This window comes from Colwellia sp. BRX9-1 (assembly GCF_014077195.1).
In the GTDB taxonomy this organism is placed as follows: domain Bacteria; phylum Pseudomonadota; class Gammaproteobacteria; order Enterobacterales; family Alteromonadaceae; genus Colwellia_A.
Map to the genome: position 1 here is coordinate 388,895 of NZ_JACGVM010000001.1, position 16,915 is coordinate 405,809.

Below are 16,915 nucleotides of genomic sequence, written 5' to 3' on the forward strand. Positions count from 1 at the left end.
GAGTTTGAATGCTTATTATATTGGCATAAAAATTTGATTGTTTAAGCATTAATAAATTCATACCACTTTTGCAGGCTATAGTCATAGGTTGGCATAACGGTATTCCAAACAGCAACATTGCTAAATCGTTTTTCATAACTGCCCCCGCGACGAATATTTCCTTTATAAACAGATACTTTATTATCAGTACCTTTTAAGTCGATCGCGGCGGGTTTTCCGTCATACCAGTAATCCCACTCTTGAGGAGAAAGGTAGCGAGCAGTACGCTCAGGGTTTGAAATATAATAGCCTTGTCTGGCAATGTAAGCACCTGGCCAACCAGATAGCCACCAATTCATATAATCATAGGCTGCGTCTTTTACCTTGCCAGTTGTCGCCTTAGATAAACACATGACTCCGTGCCAACCGCGATAACCCTCTTTAGGTGCTGCGTAAGTTACCGGCACATTCATCCCGTTTAGTGAGGCTACAGCAGGAGAAAACATGCTTTCTATTACCACACGACCCGATTTCATAAATTGAATCGACTCAGGCACCGAAGTCCATAAACCACTGAAGTGACCTGCTTGTTTCAATCCTATTAATATACCAAAAAGTTTGTCTAATTCTGGCTTGGTCATGGCGCCAATATTATTAAATGACATTAGATTCTTAGCTTGTGCGGCGAGAGCTAAGTCAAAAAGACCTATGGTCGGCGCATTGATAATACCGACACGGCCACTGTATTTTTCATCTAATAGCCAGCCCCAACTTTCAGTCTCGTAAGGTATGCCTTTTTTAATAAAGTCAGTGTTGTAGCCAAAAGAGTCAACATTATGCACATAGGGTAAGAAACTTAAATCGTTGGTATGGTTTTCGCCTAATTGATTGTTTTTTTGTACGTGTAATATTTTATAAGGTGCATCGCCGTCACCGAGTTTCGCCGACTGCGTTATTTTTCCTGTTTTACTTAGGTTATTAATTTCATCCCAATGGGTTATTCTTCTTTTGTCTATCGATTGAATAGCACCAGAGCGCCAAAGCACATTAATACTGTTTGACCATTGCTCATAGAGATCAAATGACTGAGGAAACATTGACGCTTTTTGTAAAACTGCAGCGCTACCTTTAGGCTCAAATATCAAATTTATCCCTAGGTCTTCCATCGCTTTTTGTCGTAATTCTTCTTGTAATGTTACATGCGTACCCAAAATGCGTAAGGTCACCTTATTGCGCGCAAATACATAGGGCGCTTTGGCAATGGCTATGGTTGCCGCGCCGCCTAAGGCTATTTTCTTAATCACGCTTCTACGAGACTTATCCATTTGATTTTTCGCATATAATTTATTTGATATATCGAGTATAGATAATTAATCAAAATAATCTATTACGAATAGCACAATATTTACTTTTTAGTTAAAAATTTAAGCTACGCTCGTTAAGTGATTTTTTACCGCTGTAATAAAGCTATTAATATCTGCTTTACTAATATCTAGGTGAGTTACCAAACGCATGTTTTCACTGGGGGATATTAGAATTTTTTTTGTTTTTAGCGCGTTAGCCATGGTATTAATATCGATAGAACTGTCGACTTTTACAAAGACCATATTAGTGGTGACTTGCTCTACATTAACAGTAAACCCGCTTATTTTATTAAGTTGCTCTGCCAAGTAATAAGCATTTTCGTGGTCAACTTTAAGTTTTTCAACATTTTCGGTTAACGCTATTTTAGCTGCTGCACAGAGAATACCGGCTTGACGCATTCCGCCACCCAGTACTTTTCGCCATCTTCTTGCCTGCTTGATGATTTGCGTTGAACCTAGTAGTAATGAGCCAATTGGTGCGCCTAAGCCTTTAGATAAACAAATCGACATGCTATCAAAATATTGGGCTATCTCAGTGATATCTACGTCTAATGCGGTCGCAGCGTTATATACGCGCGCGCCATCTAAATGCAAACTTAATTGATGCTTATTAACAAACTCGCGCAGTTCTGCTAAATAGTGTAGCGGCAGTACTTTACCATTTATGGTATTTTCAATGCTAACCAGTTTTGTGTGAGCAAAATGCGAATCATCGGGTTTAATCGCTTGGGCAAGCTTAATTAAGCAAAGGGTGCCATCTTTCTCATTTTCTATCGGTTGCGGTTGAATTGAACCTAGTACTGCCGCGCCACCACCTTCAAATTTGTAATTGTGGGCTTGTTGGCCACACAAATACTCGTCGCCTCGCTGACAGTGTGCCATTAAGGCGAGTAGATTTGCTTGTGTCCCCGAGCTACAAAAGAGTGCAGCATCAAAACCATGACGTTTGGCAGACCATTGCTCTAATTCGTTTACGGTTGGGTCGTCACCATAAACATCGTCACCAACCTCTGCCTGTGACATTGCATTACGCATTTTCAAGGAGGGTCTTGTTACGGTGTCAGAGCGAAAATCAATCATGTTAAATCCAAATCAAATATTAATAGCAAGAAAGTATAAACGGTTATGCCGCCCTAAATATAGGTAATTAACACCATTTTAAAAAAGACATACATTGATAATGTTTTTTATTAAATACCAGATAAAAATCAATCATATTAATCTTTAATTGATCGCTATAAAATTCTATTTTATATGAATATTTTCCTTGGAATAGTCATTGAACTAATATGACTTTATTGTCGTATATCTTAATATTATTCTTATTATCCATTAAATAGAGGTTTTTATGTTGTTAAAACGTACCACCATCTCAGTTGTTTTAGGCGCTATGCTTGCTAGCACAACGGTATTGGCAGAAACAATAACTTTTGCAGATTCTGTTTCAACGGTTGCAGATACCTTAGTTATCTTTCACACAAAAGAGGGGAAAAATAGTGATTTCTCTGCATTCGATAAGGAAAGTCAAGGTCACTTAAGTAGAGCTGTGAAAGCAGAAGGTTTCAGCAGTGAGTACGGTAGCTTTTTACAAGTTGTTGCACCTTATGGTTTACATTATGAGCGTGTGTTAATTGTTGGAACAGGCCCACAAGCACAACTGAGTAAAGATAAGTTGACCGCTTTGGGCGGTAACTTATTGGCTAAGTTAGACACTAAATTAACTCAGGTTATTAAAGTATCAACTGATGATTTAGTGTCTAGCAATACTGCCGCATCTTTATTGGCACATGGTGTAAGTTTACGTGCTCATCGTTTTGAGCAGTATCACAATGAAAAGCGTAGTGAAAAAACGTTTATGTTTGATGTTGAAAATGGCAAGCAAGCTCAAGCAGCGTATGCCCCATTAGCTAATATCGAGCAAGGTGTCTTTTTAGCGCGAGATTTAACCAGTGAAGTTCCCACTGAGATGACACCTGTTGCTTTTGCTAATGCGGCAAAAGAGTTAAAAAAACTCGGTGTTGAAATAAAAGTGTTAACGCCTAAACAGATTAAAAAATTAGGTATGGGAGCACTTGAGGCTGTTGGCCGTGGTAGTAAAGAAGGGTCACGTTTAGTTGTTGCCCATTATCAAGGCAACGATGAAGCACCGATCGCTTTAGTGGGAAAAGGTATTACCTTTGACTCTGGTGGCTATAGTATTAAAACCGGCGCATCTATTGCCCGAATGAAGTCGGATATGGCCGGTGCAGCTGCAGCGTTAGGGACTATTAAGGGACTTGCTTTAAATAAAGCTAAAGTGAATGTTGTTGCTGTCATGGGGATGGCAGCTAATATGGTCTCTCAATTTTCTATAGCACCTGGTGATGTCGTTAAAACAGCAGAAGGGCTAACGGTTGAGGTGGTTAATACAGATGCAGAAGGGCGCTTGGTTTTATCTGATGCACTCTGGTATGCGCGTCAATACTACAAGCCAGAAATCATGATAGATTTAGCCACTTTAACGGGCTCAAAAGTTCGAGCATTAGGTGATCGTTATGCTGGTTTATTCTCAGATGACGAAGCGTTAGTTACCGAATTAACCTTTGCAGGTAAACAAGTGAATGAAAATTTATGGCGATTACCGCTAGGGTATAAAGATATGCTTGAAACGGACATTGCTGATTTAAAGAATACCGGTTCAGGTGGGCCAGGTGCAACCACAGCAGCTAGTTTTCTCCAGCACTTTGTTGGCGATGTACGATGGGCTCATCTTGATATTGCCGGTAATGCGCTTAGCAGTAAAGCAAAAGATGAAGTACCCACCGGCGGTACAGGTTTTGGGGTGAGGTTATTGTCTGAATGGTTAATGACTAAAGAAAAATAGTACAGGGTTATTAACTGAGCAATACAAAAATTGACTTTATTGAAAATAGACGGAGTAGGTCGAGGGTTAGCCACTTACATCCGTCTATAATTAATCGGTAATTAGGGGGTTATTTCTCACCGTTTAATATTTTTTCTAACGTTAAATCTGTTAATTTCATGGTACTTTTTACCACATAGAACATAATTGCAATTAGCATCACCATTGAAGGTATGGCAATCACGGGATAACTTAACAGTGTCATTTCGCCAAGTTGCTCATTAAACTCTACTGTGCCAGCGGGGCTAATAACAATCCATTTAGCTAATAGGTAATTCATCGTGGCAGAAAAAACAAAGGTTGAAGCTAAAAGATGATTTGCCCACTGAATTCTTGCTTTAAACTGATCAGTTTTGTTTTTGCTTGCTAGCGTTTGATAGATTAAATCTAAATTAAATAACAGTGGATTTAATAATATTTTAGCAATTAAGGGTTTTCCCCAAAAACCAGATATCAGCACAACTATGCCGATAACAGATGGAATGGCAGCTTCTTTGATAGCGAGCCATTCAACGTCCAGTTCAAATAAACCTATGCCACCCGTTAACAAGGTACTGAAAAATCCTAATAAGGAAATAAAATTCATCGACTTGTTTTTAATGAAATCATACAAGCCATAACCGAGTGGAAACAATAAGGCAAAAATTAAGGCCGGTACAGTGCCTAAATACTCATCTGTCGAAAGTTTCATTAAAATAATCGATGGAATAGCAATATTATATAGGAGTTCTAAAAAGGTATTCGGGCGTTTAACAGGTGTTTGAATTGGCATTATATTTCATATTTAGGCACAACTGACCATCGCCAGTTTATTTAAGTCTGCCGACATTTTATCTAATAATAGCTAAAATGTCATATTATAATCTGATAGTGCTCACAAGCTTTACATTTACTGGCAAGCGCTATCCATTATTCTCCCCAGGAGCTGTTAATTAATGTGGCTTTATCGATGTGATGTTCACTAAGTAATGCAGCTAATTCTGATTTACATGAACCACAGTTTGTGCCACATTTTAACCCCTCTCCTAATTGTTCAACAGAACTACAGCCGCCTTTAATTGCGCCTACAATGTCTTTTTCACCAATATTAAAACAGCTGCAAATTTGTTTACCTTTGGAGAACTCTTCACTTGAAGTCCCTGCGAGTAAAGATTTAATATTAGCTTCGCTTAGAGATGACTGACCAAAAGCATAATTAAGCCATGCGCTTTCAATACGGGGCTGTGTTGTTGACACATAACACAAGAAAACTAATTTATTGGCTTGTAAGCAAATAATGTAAGAGGTGCCTGCTTGGCTAAATTGGTGCCACTCACCAGATATATGGCTGCTTGTTTGACACCAATTTAAAAGGTCACTTTCAAGTTCAATATTAGCAAATTGATAACTAAGGCCATAATGGGTGCGTGCTTTATTCCAAAAGTCATTACTCATTTGGCATTGCACGATAAATTCTTCGCTAAGATGAAGTTGACCAAACTGGACAAAGTCTGTTTTGCTTAATGCGATCGCGCCATGCTTCATTTCAGGTTGACCAGAAAACGGGTCGGTAATGCTCTCATATAAGTTGTTAACATTTGCGCTAGACGCAAATTGCTTATTCCAATGAATAGGCATAAAACATTCATTAGAACGCTGGTTTTTATCTAACTTTGCATGCACTTTTGCTTGCCCAGTGTTTGATGCAATATTGACTATCTCATCATCTACTATGCTTAATCTCGCCGCGTCATCAGGATTAATATAAAGGTAACATTTATCGGTATGAGCGGTGAGCTGAGGGGATTTGCCTGTTCGAGACATCGTATGCCATTGATCTCTTAATCGACCACTGTTTAACCTAAAGGGAAATTTAGCGGATAATTTTTGAGTTGGCTGGCGTGGCGTAATAGGAAAAAAGACAGCTTTACCTGAAGGGGTAGAAAAATTACCCTCTTCATAAACACGTTTTTTACCTTCAGGATAGGTATCATTAACTGGCCATTGTAGAGGCTTTAAACGGTTATACTGTTTTGGAGTAATGGCTGAAAATGCAGAGATATCAAAGACTCGTTTGCCATTGTTTTCAAAACCTGACAGTTGAGCGAACTCTCTAAATACCTCACTAACGTGTGAATAGTTAAAGCCTGAAAAACCCATGGCCGTGGCAACGTCCGCAATAATTTGCCAGTCGTGCTTTGCTTGTCCGCTCGGAGCTATAGCATTAGTTTGGCGCGAAATTCGGCGCTCTGAGTTGGTAACGGTACCGTTTTTTTCTAGCCATGACGTTGCCGGTAGTTTTACATCAGCAAAGTCTAACGTATCATTGTTTTCAGCACAGTCTGAGACCACAACATATTCACATTTATTTAATGCTTGGGCTATTTTTTTAACGTTGGGCAAGCTTACCATCGGGTTAGTTGCCATTATCCAGACCGCTTTTATTTTACCTTCATCGATAGCGTCAAACAGATCAACCGCCTTATAACCTGCTTTAACAGCGATAGTGGGGGATTGCCAAAAACGTTGCACTGTTGAGCGGTGTTCAGGGTTTTCAATATCCATATGAGCGGCTAATTGATTAGACAAACCTCCCACTTCTCTACCGCCCATAGCGTTGGGTTGACCTGTGATAGAAAAAGGCCCACAACCGTCTTTGGCTATTTTTCCGGTGGCTAAATGACAATTAATAATGCTTTGACACTTATCAGTGCCTGAGTTTGACTGGTTGATGCCCATTGAATAAAAGCTGAGTACTTTTTCAGTGTCGGCAAATAATTGATAGACACTGGCAAGGGTTTGTTGGTCAAGATCGCAATAGGCTGATACTTCAGCGAGTGACCATTTTTTTGCTGCTAATAAAGCTTGTTCGAAACCTTGGGTATGCTGTGCAATATAGTCATTATTTAAGCCATTGTTAGCGCTTAAGTAGTTTAAAAGACCGTTAAAAAATGCGGCGTCAGTGCCTGGCTTTATCGGTAAAAAATAATCAGCTATTTGACAGGTTGCGGTTTTACGCGGGTCAATAACCACAATTTTCATCGCTGGATTACGTTTTTTAGCACGTTCAATACGTTGAAATAATACCGGATGGGTCCAAGCGGCATTAGAGCCGGTAACTAATAAAAGCTCTGTACTGTCTAAATCGTCATAGCTACATGGTACAACGTCCTCACCGAAACTGCGCTTATAAGCGGCAACCGCTGAAGACATGCAAAGGCGTGAATTGGTATCTATATTGGCTGAACCTATATAGCCTTTCATTAATTTATTCGCCAGATAATAATCTTCAGTCAGTAGCTGTCCTGAGACATAAAAAGCCACGGCATCAGCGCCATGCTCTTTAATAATTTGTGTAAATTTATCGGCAACATGATTTGTCGCTGTTGACCAATCAACCGTTTTATTATTTATTTGTGGCTCAAGTAAGCGGTTGGTTAAATCTGTGGTGGCTAATAAATTGGTACCTTTAACACACAGTTGTCCAAAGTTGGCTGGGTGCTCTATGGTGCCGACTAATGCACTGGCCTTGCCATTGTTAACCGTAATATCAATACCACAACCTACACCACAGTATGCACAAGTTGATTGAACAATATGTGATGATTGAGAACAACTCATAAAATTTACCTTTAAAACAGAGAATGATATACAGCCCGCTTTATATGGGATGTTTTGTTTATTTATTTATGTTCGAATTTTATTCGATGACATTTATACAAATATCTTGTTTAACTTTCACAGCACGGCTTGCAAATTCTGCCTCAGCCAGACTTTTCAATAAAGCGCTACAACCGCCACATCCGCTACTGGCTTTAGTACAAATTTTAATATCATCTAGGGTATAAGCTCCTTGATCGATTGAGCTGATAATATTGCTTTTTGTGACCTGATGACATGAACAAATAATCGCGCTATCAGGTAGTGCACCAACGTCTAATGTTGGCTTTTCACCTGATGAAGGCAATATCAGCGTTTCTGGTGATTCAGGTAAATCTATGGCATTAAGCATATATTGCAATAACGTGTCGTATTCACGGGTATCACCAATTAATACTGCGCCAAGCATTTTGCTTTTTTCACTAGAGATAACAATTTTCTTGTAAACGCCAGCCGGTTGATTTTGATAGGTATAGGTTATTGCCCCGGTTGTTTTTGCGTGAGCGTCACCTATTGAGCCTACTTCAACACCCATGAGTTTCAATTTGGTACTCATATCGGCACCGGTAAACAAGGTTTGTTCACCCATAATATGTTTTGCCGCCACTTTGGCCATCTGATAACCCGGCGCCACTAAACCAAAAATAAAGTTGTTCCAGAGGGCACATTCACCAATAGCATAGATATTTTCATCTGAGGTTTGGCAGTGGTTATTAATCACAATACCGCCTCGTTCCCCCATTTCAAGTGCGAATGATTTAGCTAGATTGTCATAAGGGCGAATACCAGCGGAGAATAAAATAAGGTCAGCTTCTAGCTCGGTATTATCACTAAAACAAAGCTTGTAACGACAGGTTTTGCCGTCTTCAATTACGCTGGTGGCTTTTGATGTATGCACCTCAACACCCAAAGCTTCAATTTTTTCTTTTAATAAGCGACCGCCACCAGCATCAATTTGCACCCCCATTAATTGTGGCGCAAATTCAACGACATGGGTTTTTAAGCCTAAGTGGCTTAGCGCATTTGCAGCTTCAAGGCCGAGTAAACCACCGCCGATAACCACCCCCACTTTACTGACCTTTGCGCTGGCCTGAATCTTATCTAAGTCATCTATGGTGCGATAAACCAAACAATGCTCGCGGTCTTTTCCTGGAATAGGCGGTACAAAAGGATAAGAGCCAGTGGCTAAGATGAGTTTGTCATAAGCGATAACTTGGCCGTTTTGCGTGACAACATGCTTATTGCTGCGGTCGATATCAACAACTTTGGCATTAGTTTGAAAATTTACCGTCCAATCTTGGTAAGTTTTTTCGTCAGCCATGGCCAGATCTGCCGCTGTTTTACCGCTAAAGTATGTTGAAAGGTGAACACGGTCATAAGCAAGGCGAGGCTCTGCTGACAAAACGGTTATCTCAATGGCTTGAGCAGCTGTGTTCATTTGAGCCAATTGCTCAACAAAATGGTGACCGACCATGCCGTTACCGACCACGACAACTTTTTGTTTCTCTATGATTTGTTGGTTACTTGAGCTAATTTTATTTACCTGCTGCAATAGTGATATGGGTTTACAATTTGTGATAACGCTTAACAAACCTGTAGAGCGTTATCATTATAAGTGTGTTTGGAGAGCTAAAAATTTGCACTTACCCAAAGCCAAATTTTATCTGTATCAACTTTACCTGCAGTAGAATCGCCTGCTGAGTAAGCCGCATATTTTAAGCCTGCCTTATAATTCTTAGCGAATTTTTTCGCGTAAACGGCATTAATTTCGCTGCCTAAATCATCAACCGTATTGGTTGATTCATCAGCAGAATAATCATGAATTGTCACTGTCCAACCGCCGCCGAATGCTTTACCTGACACAGAGGCATAAAGATCAACCAAGCCTTCTTTTGGTGTGCCTAAAAACTGATCTGTCCAACCATTGAATTTATGCAGTGTCGCCAGGGGTGTTGAAAACCCAACCATTGAATCATCACTGCCTAGAACTTCTGCACCTAATTTAAGAGTTAGCGCATCAAAGCTATAGCCGCCTTCTATGGCCATATAGCTTGCAGAGTAGTCAGTTGCGCCGCTTTCTGAATCTTGAGTAGCAAATTCGGCTGAATATGAAAACTTGTCTTTTTTACCGTTAAAACTCACCCCGAAAGTATCTAAGCTATTAGCGGTTCCTTCATCAACTTCTAAGAGATAGCTGTAAACGGTTAGTTTGCCATAACTCGTTTTGTAGGCGAGGTTAAGTAAATGGTCTTTTGCATTAAAATCTTTTTCATTGGAAAAAATACGATTACGTTTATTAATGTAGCTATAGCTCATTTTTACATTGTCTAATGCGTCATAAGTTATGGTCGCGGCATCAAATGTTTGTCTATCTTGACGCCATCCTACATGCCCAACATAACGATGATTATCTAAGGTCAGTACTTGGCGACCGACTTTAGCGGTGATCCCATCTTTTTTGTATTGCACATAAGCTTGGTCTAATTCAGTCGTTTCTGGATCGGCAATAACAGAATATTCAGTATTATTGCCCACGGCATCGTTATACCTGTTAATACCCGCTACTTGGCGTGAGTCTTCAAATTCAACAACTGCGGTAAAATTATTGTAGCTAGCACTGGTGTAATTTAGACGAGTTCTTAGCGTTAACGCTGAGGCATCTTTTTTGGTATTGTCTTGATCAACTTTTTCATATCGCAAGTTTAAATCTATACTGGCTTTAGCTTTAGTCTCGCTATTTGCGGTTGCTGAAGCACTGGCACTTGCTAACAAAACCACTGCCGTAATTTTTGAGAATGTATGAACGTTTTTCATGGTTTATCCCTTAAAGTTTTTTTAAATTATTTTTATAATTTTTCAATTTAGCGAAATATATTAAGCAACACTGGACGTCTTTTGTTTTACTTCAGCTTTTTCAGTTGATTTAGCTGTAGGAATAACTTCAACTTTTCTTTGTTTTTCATACAAAAAAGTTAAAACAGCTGAGCGCAATCGGTTATATTCAACATCTTCTGCTAGCGCTAAACGGTTTCTTGGATGAGGTAAGTTGACGTCTAATATTTCGCCTATTGTCGCGGCTGGCCCGTTGGTCATCATGACAATGCGATCTGATAATAAAACAGCTTCATCTACGTCATGGGTGATCATGATGACGGTGTTGTTAAGCTTTTGCTGAATTTCCATTAATGAGTCTTGCATATGAGCTCGCGTTAAAGCGTCGAGCGCACCAAAAGGTTCATCCATCAAAAGTACTTCTGGTTTCATTGCTAAAGCTCTGGCAATACCAATACGTTGTTTCATACCGCCTGAAATTTCATCAGGACGCTTGTCTTTTGCATGATCCATATGAACTAAACGTAAGTTATGTTCGATCCATTCTTTCATTTCGCTTGAAGACATTTTATTTTTGAAGACTTGTTTTACCGCTAACTCAATATTTTGATAGGCGGTTAACCAAGGCAATAATGAATGGTTTTGAAAAACAACAGCACGTTCAGGGCCGGGTTCTGTTACTTCTTTGTTATTTAATAATACGCCACCTAATGTTGCTCTGTGCAAACAGGCAACAATATTCAATACGGTTGATTTACCACAACCTGAATGACCTATAAGTGAAATGAATTCACCTTTTTTTATTTGTAAATCAACACCCTTTAACGCGGTAAAATCACCTTTAGGGGTTGGAAATACCATATCTACTTTGCTGATGTCTAAAATAATGCTCATGTGATTTCCTTAATCCTATATTGGCTAAAGTTGTGCGCTTGATTTGTCCCAAGACAATATTCTTTGCAGTTGCAGCATGGTTCTATCAAGCATGTAGCCAATAAGGCCTATGGTTAATACTGCGGTCATAATGCGACTAAGAGATTGTGAGCTGCCGTTTTGGAATTCATCCCAAACGAACTTTCCTAACCCTGGATTTTGTGCCAGCATTTCAGCCGCAATAAGTACCATCCAAGCAATACCTAATGACATTCTCATGCCAGTAAAAATGGCAGGAATGGAAGCAGGTAAAACAATTTTTTGAATATGAACGTGTTTAGGCAGGCTTAATACTTTACTGACATTCACCCAGTCTTTATTTATTGAAGCCACACCAAAAGAAGTGTTGATGACCATAGGCCAAAGACTACATAAAGTTACTGTGATTAAAGAGGTGATAAAAGATTTAGCAAACATAGGATCAGGAGATACATAAAGTGCACTGACTACCATGGTTACTATCGGTAGCCAAGCCAAAGGAGATACGGGTTTAAAAATTTGTATAATAGGGTTTATTGCCGTATTTAAATTTTTACTTAAACCAATGGCAATACCTAAGGGAATAGCAACAACAGCAGCCACTAAAAAGCCACTAATTACCGTCACTAAACTGGTGAATATTTGGTCTAAAAATGTTTCTTTACCGGTATAAACTCGTATTTTAGCTTGATAGCTTGGATCTTTTGCCATGCGCACTTTATTTCGTTCGTCCTGGCGAATATAAAAAGCATCTTCTTTGTCGCGTTCAGCATTATGTTCATCAATTAAATTAACTACTTGAGTAGCCACTGCACTGGGGCCAGGGAATTTTCCGAGCGAAGTATCAATGCTACTTGCCGTAAACGACCATAGCAGCATAAAACAGAAGATACCGGCCATAGGTAATATCAACGCTTGTGCCTTTTCTGAAATAAAGGACCCGATTATTTTGTTATTACTCATTGGCACAATACCTAATGTTTTTTTATTAATTACAGCAGTCATTTTTGCTCTCCTTTATGCGCTGCCAGTTAATGGACAGCGCATAACTACTCAGTAAAGTACTGGCTAAAATACGACAAGGTTCTAAAGTTTGTCACCGGCTTTTAGGCCAATTTTAAACTTGTTTATATAGGCGTTTGGTTGAGTACCGTCATAAACAATGTTGTCAATAAAGTGTTTTTGAGGAGCACGGAAACCGTCTTCACCGACTAAGTCTGAAAAGTCGCTTTTAGACAATAACTTGTCATCAACTAATGATTGCGCTGCAGCCATGTAAATATCAGGACGATAAACTTGTGCGGCAATATCTTTGTACCAACTATCAGGTTTGTCATCGCTAATTTGTCCCCAACGACGCATTTGTGTTAAATACCAAATAGCATCAGAGTAGTAAGGATAAGTGGCGTTGTAGCGAAAGAATACGTTGAAGTCAGGTACTGAACGCACATCGCCTTTTTCGTACTCGAAAGTCCCTGTCATGCTGTTTGCGATAACGTCGTAATCAGCACCAACATAGTTCGATTGAGATAAAATTTTCACTGCTTCTGGACGGTTAGCATTATTGTTTTCGTCTAACCATTTAGCGGCACGAATCAATGCGCGTGTTAAACGAATGGTGGTATTTGGGTATTTGTCAGCAAAGGCTTTAGTAATACCAAATACTTTTTCCGGGTTGTTCTTCCAAATTTCATAATCGGTAACGACCGGCACACCAATGCCTTTAAATACGGCTTGTTGGTTCCAAGGTTCACCTACACAATAACCATAAATAGTGCCGGCTTCCATTGTGGCTGGCATTTGTGGAGGAGGCGTTACTGACAACAGCACTTGTGCGTCAATCTTTCCTGATGTATCACCTTTATGAGGAGCGTAAAATCCAGGATGAATATCACCAGCCGCTAACCAATAGCGTAACTCGTAGTTATGTGTCGACACTGGAAACACCATACCCATGTTGAAAGGTTTGCCTTCATCAAGATACTTTTCTACAACAGGCTTTAAGGCATCAGCTTTAATAGGATGAACAGGTCTTCCATCGGCTTGCTTAGGAATATTGACCTTCATTTGCTTCCAAATTTCATTAGAAACAGTAATCGCATTGCCATTTAAGTCCATTGAAAAAGGCGTAATGATTTCAGCTTTAGTCCCGTAACCAATCGTTGCTGCAATGGGTTGGCCAGCAAGCATGTGAGCACCGTCTAATCGACCATCTATAACGCCATCAAGTAATACTTTCCAGTTAGCTTGAGATTCAATCGTGACGTATAAGCCTTCATCTTCAAAAAATCCTTTCTCATAAGCAATAGCGATAGGGGCCATATCGGTTAATTTAATAAAACCAAATTTAAGTTCTTCTTTTTCTGGGTAGCCTAGCTCTGCTGCTTGCAAAGACGAAGTCAGTAGGGAGCCAGAAATACATAGTCCTGCAATAACAGTACGGCATAATTTTTTACATTCATTTTTTAAAGTCGTTTTCAAAATACCTTTCTCCAAATAAAAAAAGCCCACAGTACTTCGGATACAATCCGAGTACTGTGGGCTTCAATGCCAAACTAATAATGACTACGTCGTTGCAGTGCGATTAGTTTTAACGAAATAAGTTTTGAGTCAATTTTCACTTTATCGTTAAAACAACCGCTGTTGATTGAATTAACATGAAAACGCTATTAACTATAAAGCACAATTAGTGCCACCTATTAATTGTATTTAAAATCAGTGGCTTACTTTATTTTATGTTTTTTGATTAAATACTTTGCTCCAACAGTGAGAAGTATTTGCACTATTTTGGTGTCTATAGGCCTGTAGGCAGATACTTCATTTTAATAAAGGCTCTACTTATTCTTATATATTACAGCTTGATAAATATCTTCCCTGTAGATCGAAGTAATGTCTAGATCCGTTATTTGTTGTCTGTTTATGTGTCCACACGCTTGCATTAATTTGGCAATGTTTTCACCGTAATGATGTGCTGGCCTATTGAATGTGGGATCACCTAATGTCGAAAATTGTTGATAGCTTTCTACTTTACGAGGTGATGTATTGTTAAGGGTTAGGCAACTCCCCATTAATGAAGGCGCAATTACGTCGATATGTGTGTCTAAATACTTTGCACGACTCAAGAACCTCGCTGCTTCAAAGCGATTGGGAATATTTTCAAGCCATTGGCATGCTTCATATAAAGCTGATACTAAAGCAAATGTTGTTTCTGGGTGCTTAACTTGCCAATCAGACATTAATCCAAGCACCTTCTCAGGTGAATCTTCCCATAAGTCAGAAGAAGTAACACCTGTGATGCCAACACCTTCTCTAACCGCTTTAGCATTCCAAGGACTACCGACACAAAAGCCATCAAGATCCCCTGAATGCATAGATGGCACCATGTTTGAAGGAGGTACAATTAATAAATTAATGTCTGATGGATCGATATCACTATTCTTTAGCCATTCAACAAGTTGATAATGATGACAGCTATAAGGAAAAACGACAGCGAAGGTTAATTTATTACCTTCTTTTTTTCGTTGCTCTATTTCATGTCTCAATATATTGGCCGAAAATGGCATACTGATCTCATTGGTATTGTGTTGTAATAATATTTTTTGGTAGAGTTTAGTCGATAACGTGATGCCATTACCGTTACGACTCAATATCATTGGGGCAATCACGGTTGACTTTTGTCCGTGTAAACCTAAGTTACAGGCAATGGGCATAGGGGCTAACATTTGGGCGGCGTCAATAACTCCGCTATGCAATTTATCTCTTAATGTGGCCCAAGAATTTTGTTTTGTTAGGTTTACGTTAAGCCCCCATTTTTCGAAAAATCCCATTTCATGAGCAATGACTAAGGGGGCACTATCTGTTAATGGCATAAAGCCAAGGGTTATATTTTTTTTTTCAATATTAAACATAATTGATATTCTCTACAATTCTTTAACACGTCTTTAAATATCTAAAAAATGCTAGCAACAGAAAGGATGTTTTTGGCAACATCATCCATTTTCTGGCTGTTATCCATCGCTATTTTTCGAATGAAGTGATACGCATCTATTTCAGACAGTTGTTTTGTTTCCATTAACCAACGTTTAGCTTTATCGATACTTTTCTGGCTAGACAATTTTTGTTTAGTGTCAGCAAGTTCTTGTTTTAGTCCTTGAAAAAGCTCAAATCTCGCAATAGCCACATCAATAATTGACTTCACTCTTGTTTGGTTAACTTCCCCTACAACATAAGCACTAACCCCTGATTTGACCATCTGATTAATGGTAGTATTGGCACATTGTTGTTCTGAAAAAACTACGATAGGTTTTGGGGCGAATTGAGAAATTTTATTGAGGTTTTCAAGCATATCTCTGTTTGGAGATTCTATATCAATAATGATAACGTCTGGGTTTAGCTGTTTAACATCTCTTAATAAAGGTACGCCAGAATGAGCAACATGATAGATATCATATTGCTCATTTATCAGTACGCTCATTAATACCTTTGCTTTTGCATGGTTTATTTCAGCAAGCAATACTTTTAATCCTGATGGAACATCCTGATATATGGTATTTTTATTAGGCAAAGACAAGGTTTTATTTTTCAATTTATTCAAATTAAAATTAAGAATTAAGTATATTTAAAATATTAAAGCACAATTCACACCAGAAGTTTAATTGAATTTATATCAATTGGTTAGGATTATCCTTTGATTTTTTATACTCGTTTTTATTAGTTTGTGATGCAAAGATGCACCAAAATAACCTCTTCCAGGATTGAACTGTTTAAACACCTTAGCATGTAGAATTGGGATAATTAATCTTCGCGTATGCATACTTTTTTTTAGCAGGTGCTAAGTGAGTCATATTAGGCTTAAATTTAATGATGAATGGTACAAAATAAAAATCCCAGCACCGTTAACTTCGCTAGGATTTTTATGAAAATAAAGGATGAAATCCTTAACCAAATATTTCTAATTTTCCATCAGTAACACGTGTTTCATAGGTTTTAATCGCTAAAGTATCATCATCTAAACAGGCTCCTGAATTTAAAACAAAGCGTTGTTTTAATAAGGGTGAAGCAACGTAAATATTACCTTTAGTTTCACCAATTAAACCACGGTATAAAACGTTTGCTTTACCAAAGGGATCAAAGTTAGAAATAGCATAAACGGTGTCCTTACCTACTTGGAATAAAGCCACTTGTTCTTTGTTTGCTAATAATGCACAAACACCTGAGTTTTTAATTAAATCACTGGTTGAGCAAATGGTTTGCCAGCTATTTTCTGTTGTCATTTTATTTTCCTTAT

12 protein-coding genes and 1 pseudogene are annotated in these 16,915 nt (G+C 38.7%); 1 reads left to right on the forward strand and 12 read right to left on the reverse strand.

Annotated elements, in window-relative coordinates:
- Window positions 1-41: 41 nt before the first annotated feature.
- On the reverse strand, window positions 42-1,304 hold the full coding sequence (locus H4J76_RS01860; protein WP_182213400.1) for a PotD/PotF family extracellular solute-binding protein: 1,263 nt from the start codon (window positions 1,302-1,304) through the stop codon (window positions 42-44).
- Window positions 1,305-1,403: 99 nt separating this feature from the next.
- Window positions 1,404-2,423, reverse strand: a complete 1,020-nt coding sequence (ltaE, locus tag H4J76_RS01865) for a low-specificity L-threonine aldolase (RefSeq protein WP_182213401.1) — start codon at window positions 2,421-2,423, stop codon at window positions 1,404-1,406.
- Window positions 2,424-2,691: 268 nt separating this feature from the next.
- On the opposite strand from ltaE, the gene H4J76_RS01870 reads away from it, so the two are divergent.
- The gene (locus H4J76_RS01870; RefSeq protein WP_404842484.1) at window positions 2,692-4,206 is read left to right on the forward strand and encodes a leucyl aminopeptidase; all 1,515 of its coding nucleotides are present in this window, start codon (window positions 2,692-2,694) and stop codon (window positions 4,204-4,206) included.
- A 109-nt stretch (window positions 4,207-4,315) separates the two neighbouring features.
- Here the strand turns inward: H4J76_RS01870 and H4J76_RS01875 are convergent, their stop codons facing one another.
- The 10 genes and pseudogenes from H4J76_RS01875 to nirD all read right to left on the reverse strand — a co-directional run bounded on the left by H4J76_RS01875 (window position 4,316) and on the right by nirD (window position 16,901).
- A complete protein-coding gene (locus H4J76_RS01875) occupies window positions 4,316-5,017 on the reverse strand; it encodes a VC0807 family protein (RefSeq protein ID WP_182230000.1) in 702 nt (233 codons plus the stop codon).
- Between the two features lie 137 nt (window positions 5,018-5,154).
- Window positions 5,155-7,845, reverse strand: a complete 2,691-nt coding sequence (locus H4J76_RS01880) for a nitrate reductase (protein WP_182230001.1) — start codon at window positions 7,843-7,845, stop codon at window positions 5,155-5,157.
- Between the two features lie 97 nt (window positions 7,846-7,942).
- Window positions 7,943-9,397: pseudogene (nirB, locus tag H4J76_RS01885) on the reverse strand (nitrite reductase large subunit NirB); the annotation flags it as partial.
- Between the two features lie 116 nt (window positions 9,398-9,513).
- Window positions 9,514-10,698 (reverse strand): alginate export family protein, encoded by a 1,185-nt coding sequence (locus tag H4J76_RS01890; protein ID WP_182230002.1) that lies wholly within the window; start codon window positions 10,696-10,698, stop codon window positions 9,514-9,516.
- Between the two features lie 60 nt (window positions 10,699-10,758).
- A complete protein-coding gene (locus tag H4J76_RS01895) occupies window positions 10,759-11,610 on the reverse strand; it encodes an ABC transporter ATP-binding protein (protein ID WP_182230003.1) in 852 nt (283 codons plus the stop codon).
- Between the two features lie 24 nt (window positions 11,611-11,634).
- Window positions 11,635-12,591, reverse strand: a complete 957-nt coding sequence (locus H4J76_RS01900; RefSeq protein ID WP_259367705.1) for an ABC transporter permease — start codon at window positions 12,589-12,591, stop codon at window positions 11,635-11,637.
- A 123-nt stretch (window positions 12,592-12,714) separates the two neighbouring features.
- Window positions 12,715-14,061, reverse strand: coding sequence for a CmpA/NrtA family ABC transporter substrate-binding protein (locus H4J76_RS01905; RefSeq protein WP_182230069.1), 1,347 nt, complete (start codon window positions 14,059-14,061; stop codon window positions 12,715-12,717).
- 401 nt (window positions 14,062-14,462) lie between these two features.
- Window positions 14,463-15,536, reverse strand: coding sequence for a CmpA/NrtA family ABC transporter substrate-binding protein (locus tag H4J76_RS01910; protein ID WP_182213412.1), 1,074 nt, complete (start codon window positions 15,534-15,536; stop codon window positions 14,463-14,465).
- A 41-nt stretch (window positions 15,537-15,577) separates the two neighbouring features.
- Complete coding sequence (locus tag H4J76_RS01915; RefSeq protein ID WP_259366313.1) at window positions 15,578-16,213, reverse strand: ANTAR domain-containing response regulator; 636 nt, start codon at window positions 16,211-16,213, stop codon at window positions 15,578-15,580.
- Window positions 16,214-16,565: 352 nt separating this feature from the next.
- Window positions 16,566-16,901, reverse strand: a complete 336-nt coding sequence (gene nirD / locus H4J76_RS01920) for a nitrite reductase small subunit NirD (RefSeq protein WP_182202631.1) — start codon at window positions 16,899-16,901, stop codon at window positions 16,566-16,568.
- Window positions 16,902-16,915 lie beyond the last annotated feature (14 nt).

Coding starts and splice junctions, on each gene's coding strand:
- H4J76_RS01860 (WP_182213400.1), bottom strand. CDS start 1,304: ATGGATAAGTCTCGTAGAAGCGTGATTAAGAAAATAGCCTTAGGCGGC.
- ltaE (WP_182213401.1), bottom strand. CDS start 2,423: ATGATTGATTTTCGCTCTGACACCGTAACAAGACCCTCCTTGAAAATG.
- H4J76_RS01870 (WP_404842484.1), top strand. CDS start 2,692: ATGTTGTTAAAACGTACCACCATCTCAGTTGTTTTAGGCGCTATGCTT.
- H4J76_RS01875 (WP_182230000.1), bottom strand. CDS start 5,017: ATGCCAATTCAAACACCTGTTAAACGCCCGAATACCTTTTTAGAACTC.
- H4J76_RS01880 (WP_182230001.1), bottom strand. CDS start 7,845: ATGAGTTGTTCTCAATCATCACATATTGTTCAATCAACTTGTGCATAC.
- H4J76_RS01890 (WP_182230002.1), bottom strand. CDS start 10,698: ATGAAAAACGTTCATACATTCTCAAAAATTACGGCAGTGGTTTTGTTA.
- H4J76_RS01895 (WP_182230003.1), bottom strand. CDS start 11,610: ATGAGCATTATTTTAGACATCAGCAAAGTAGATATGGTATTTCCAACC.
- H4J76_RS01900 (WP_259367705.1), bottom strand. CDS start 12,591: ATGAGTAATAACAAAATAATCGGGTCCTTTATTTCAGAAAAGGCACAA.
- H4J76_RS01910 (WP_182213412.1), bottom strand. CDS start 15,536: ATGTTTAATATTGAAAAAAAAAATATAACCCTTGGCTTTATGCCATTA.
- nirD (WP_182202631.1), bottom strand. CDS start 16,901: ATGACAACAGAAAATAGCTGGCAAACCATTTGCTCAACCAGTGATTTA.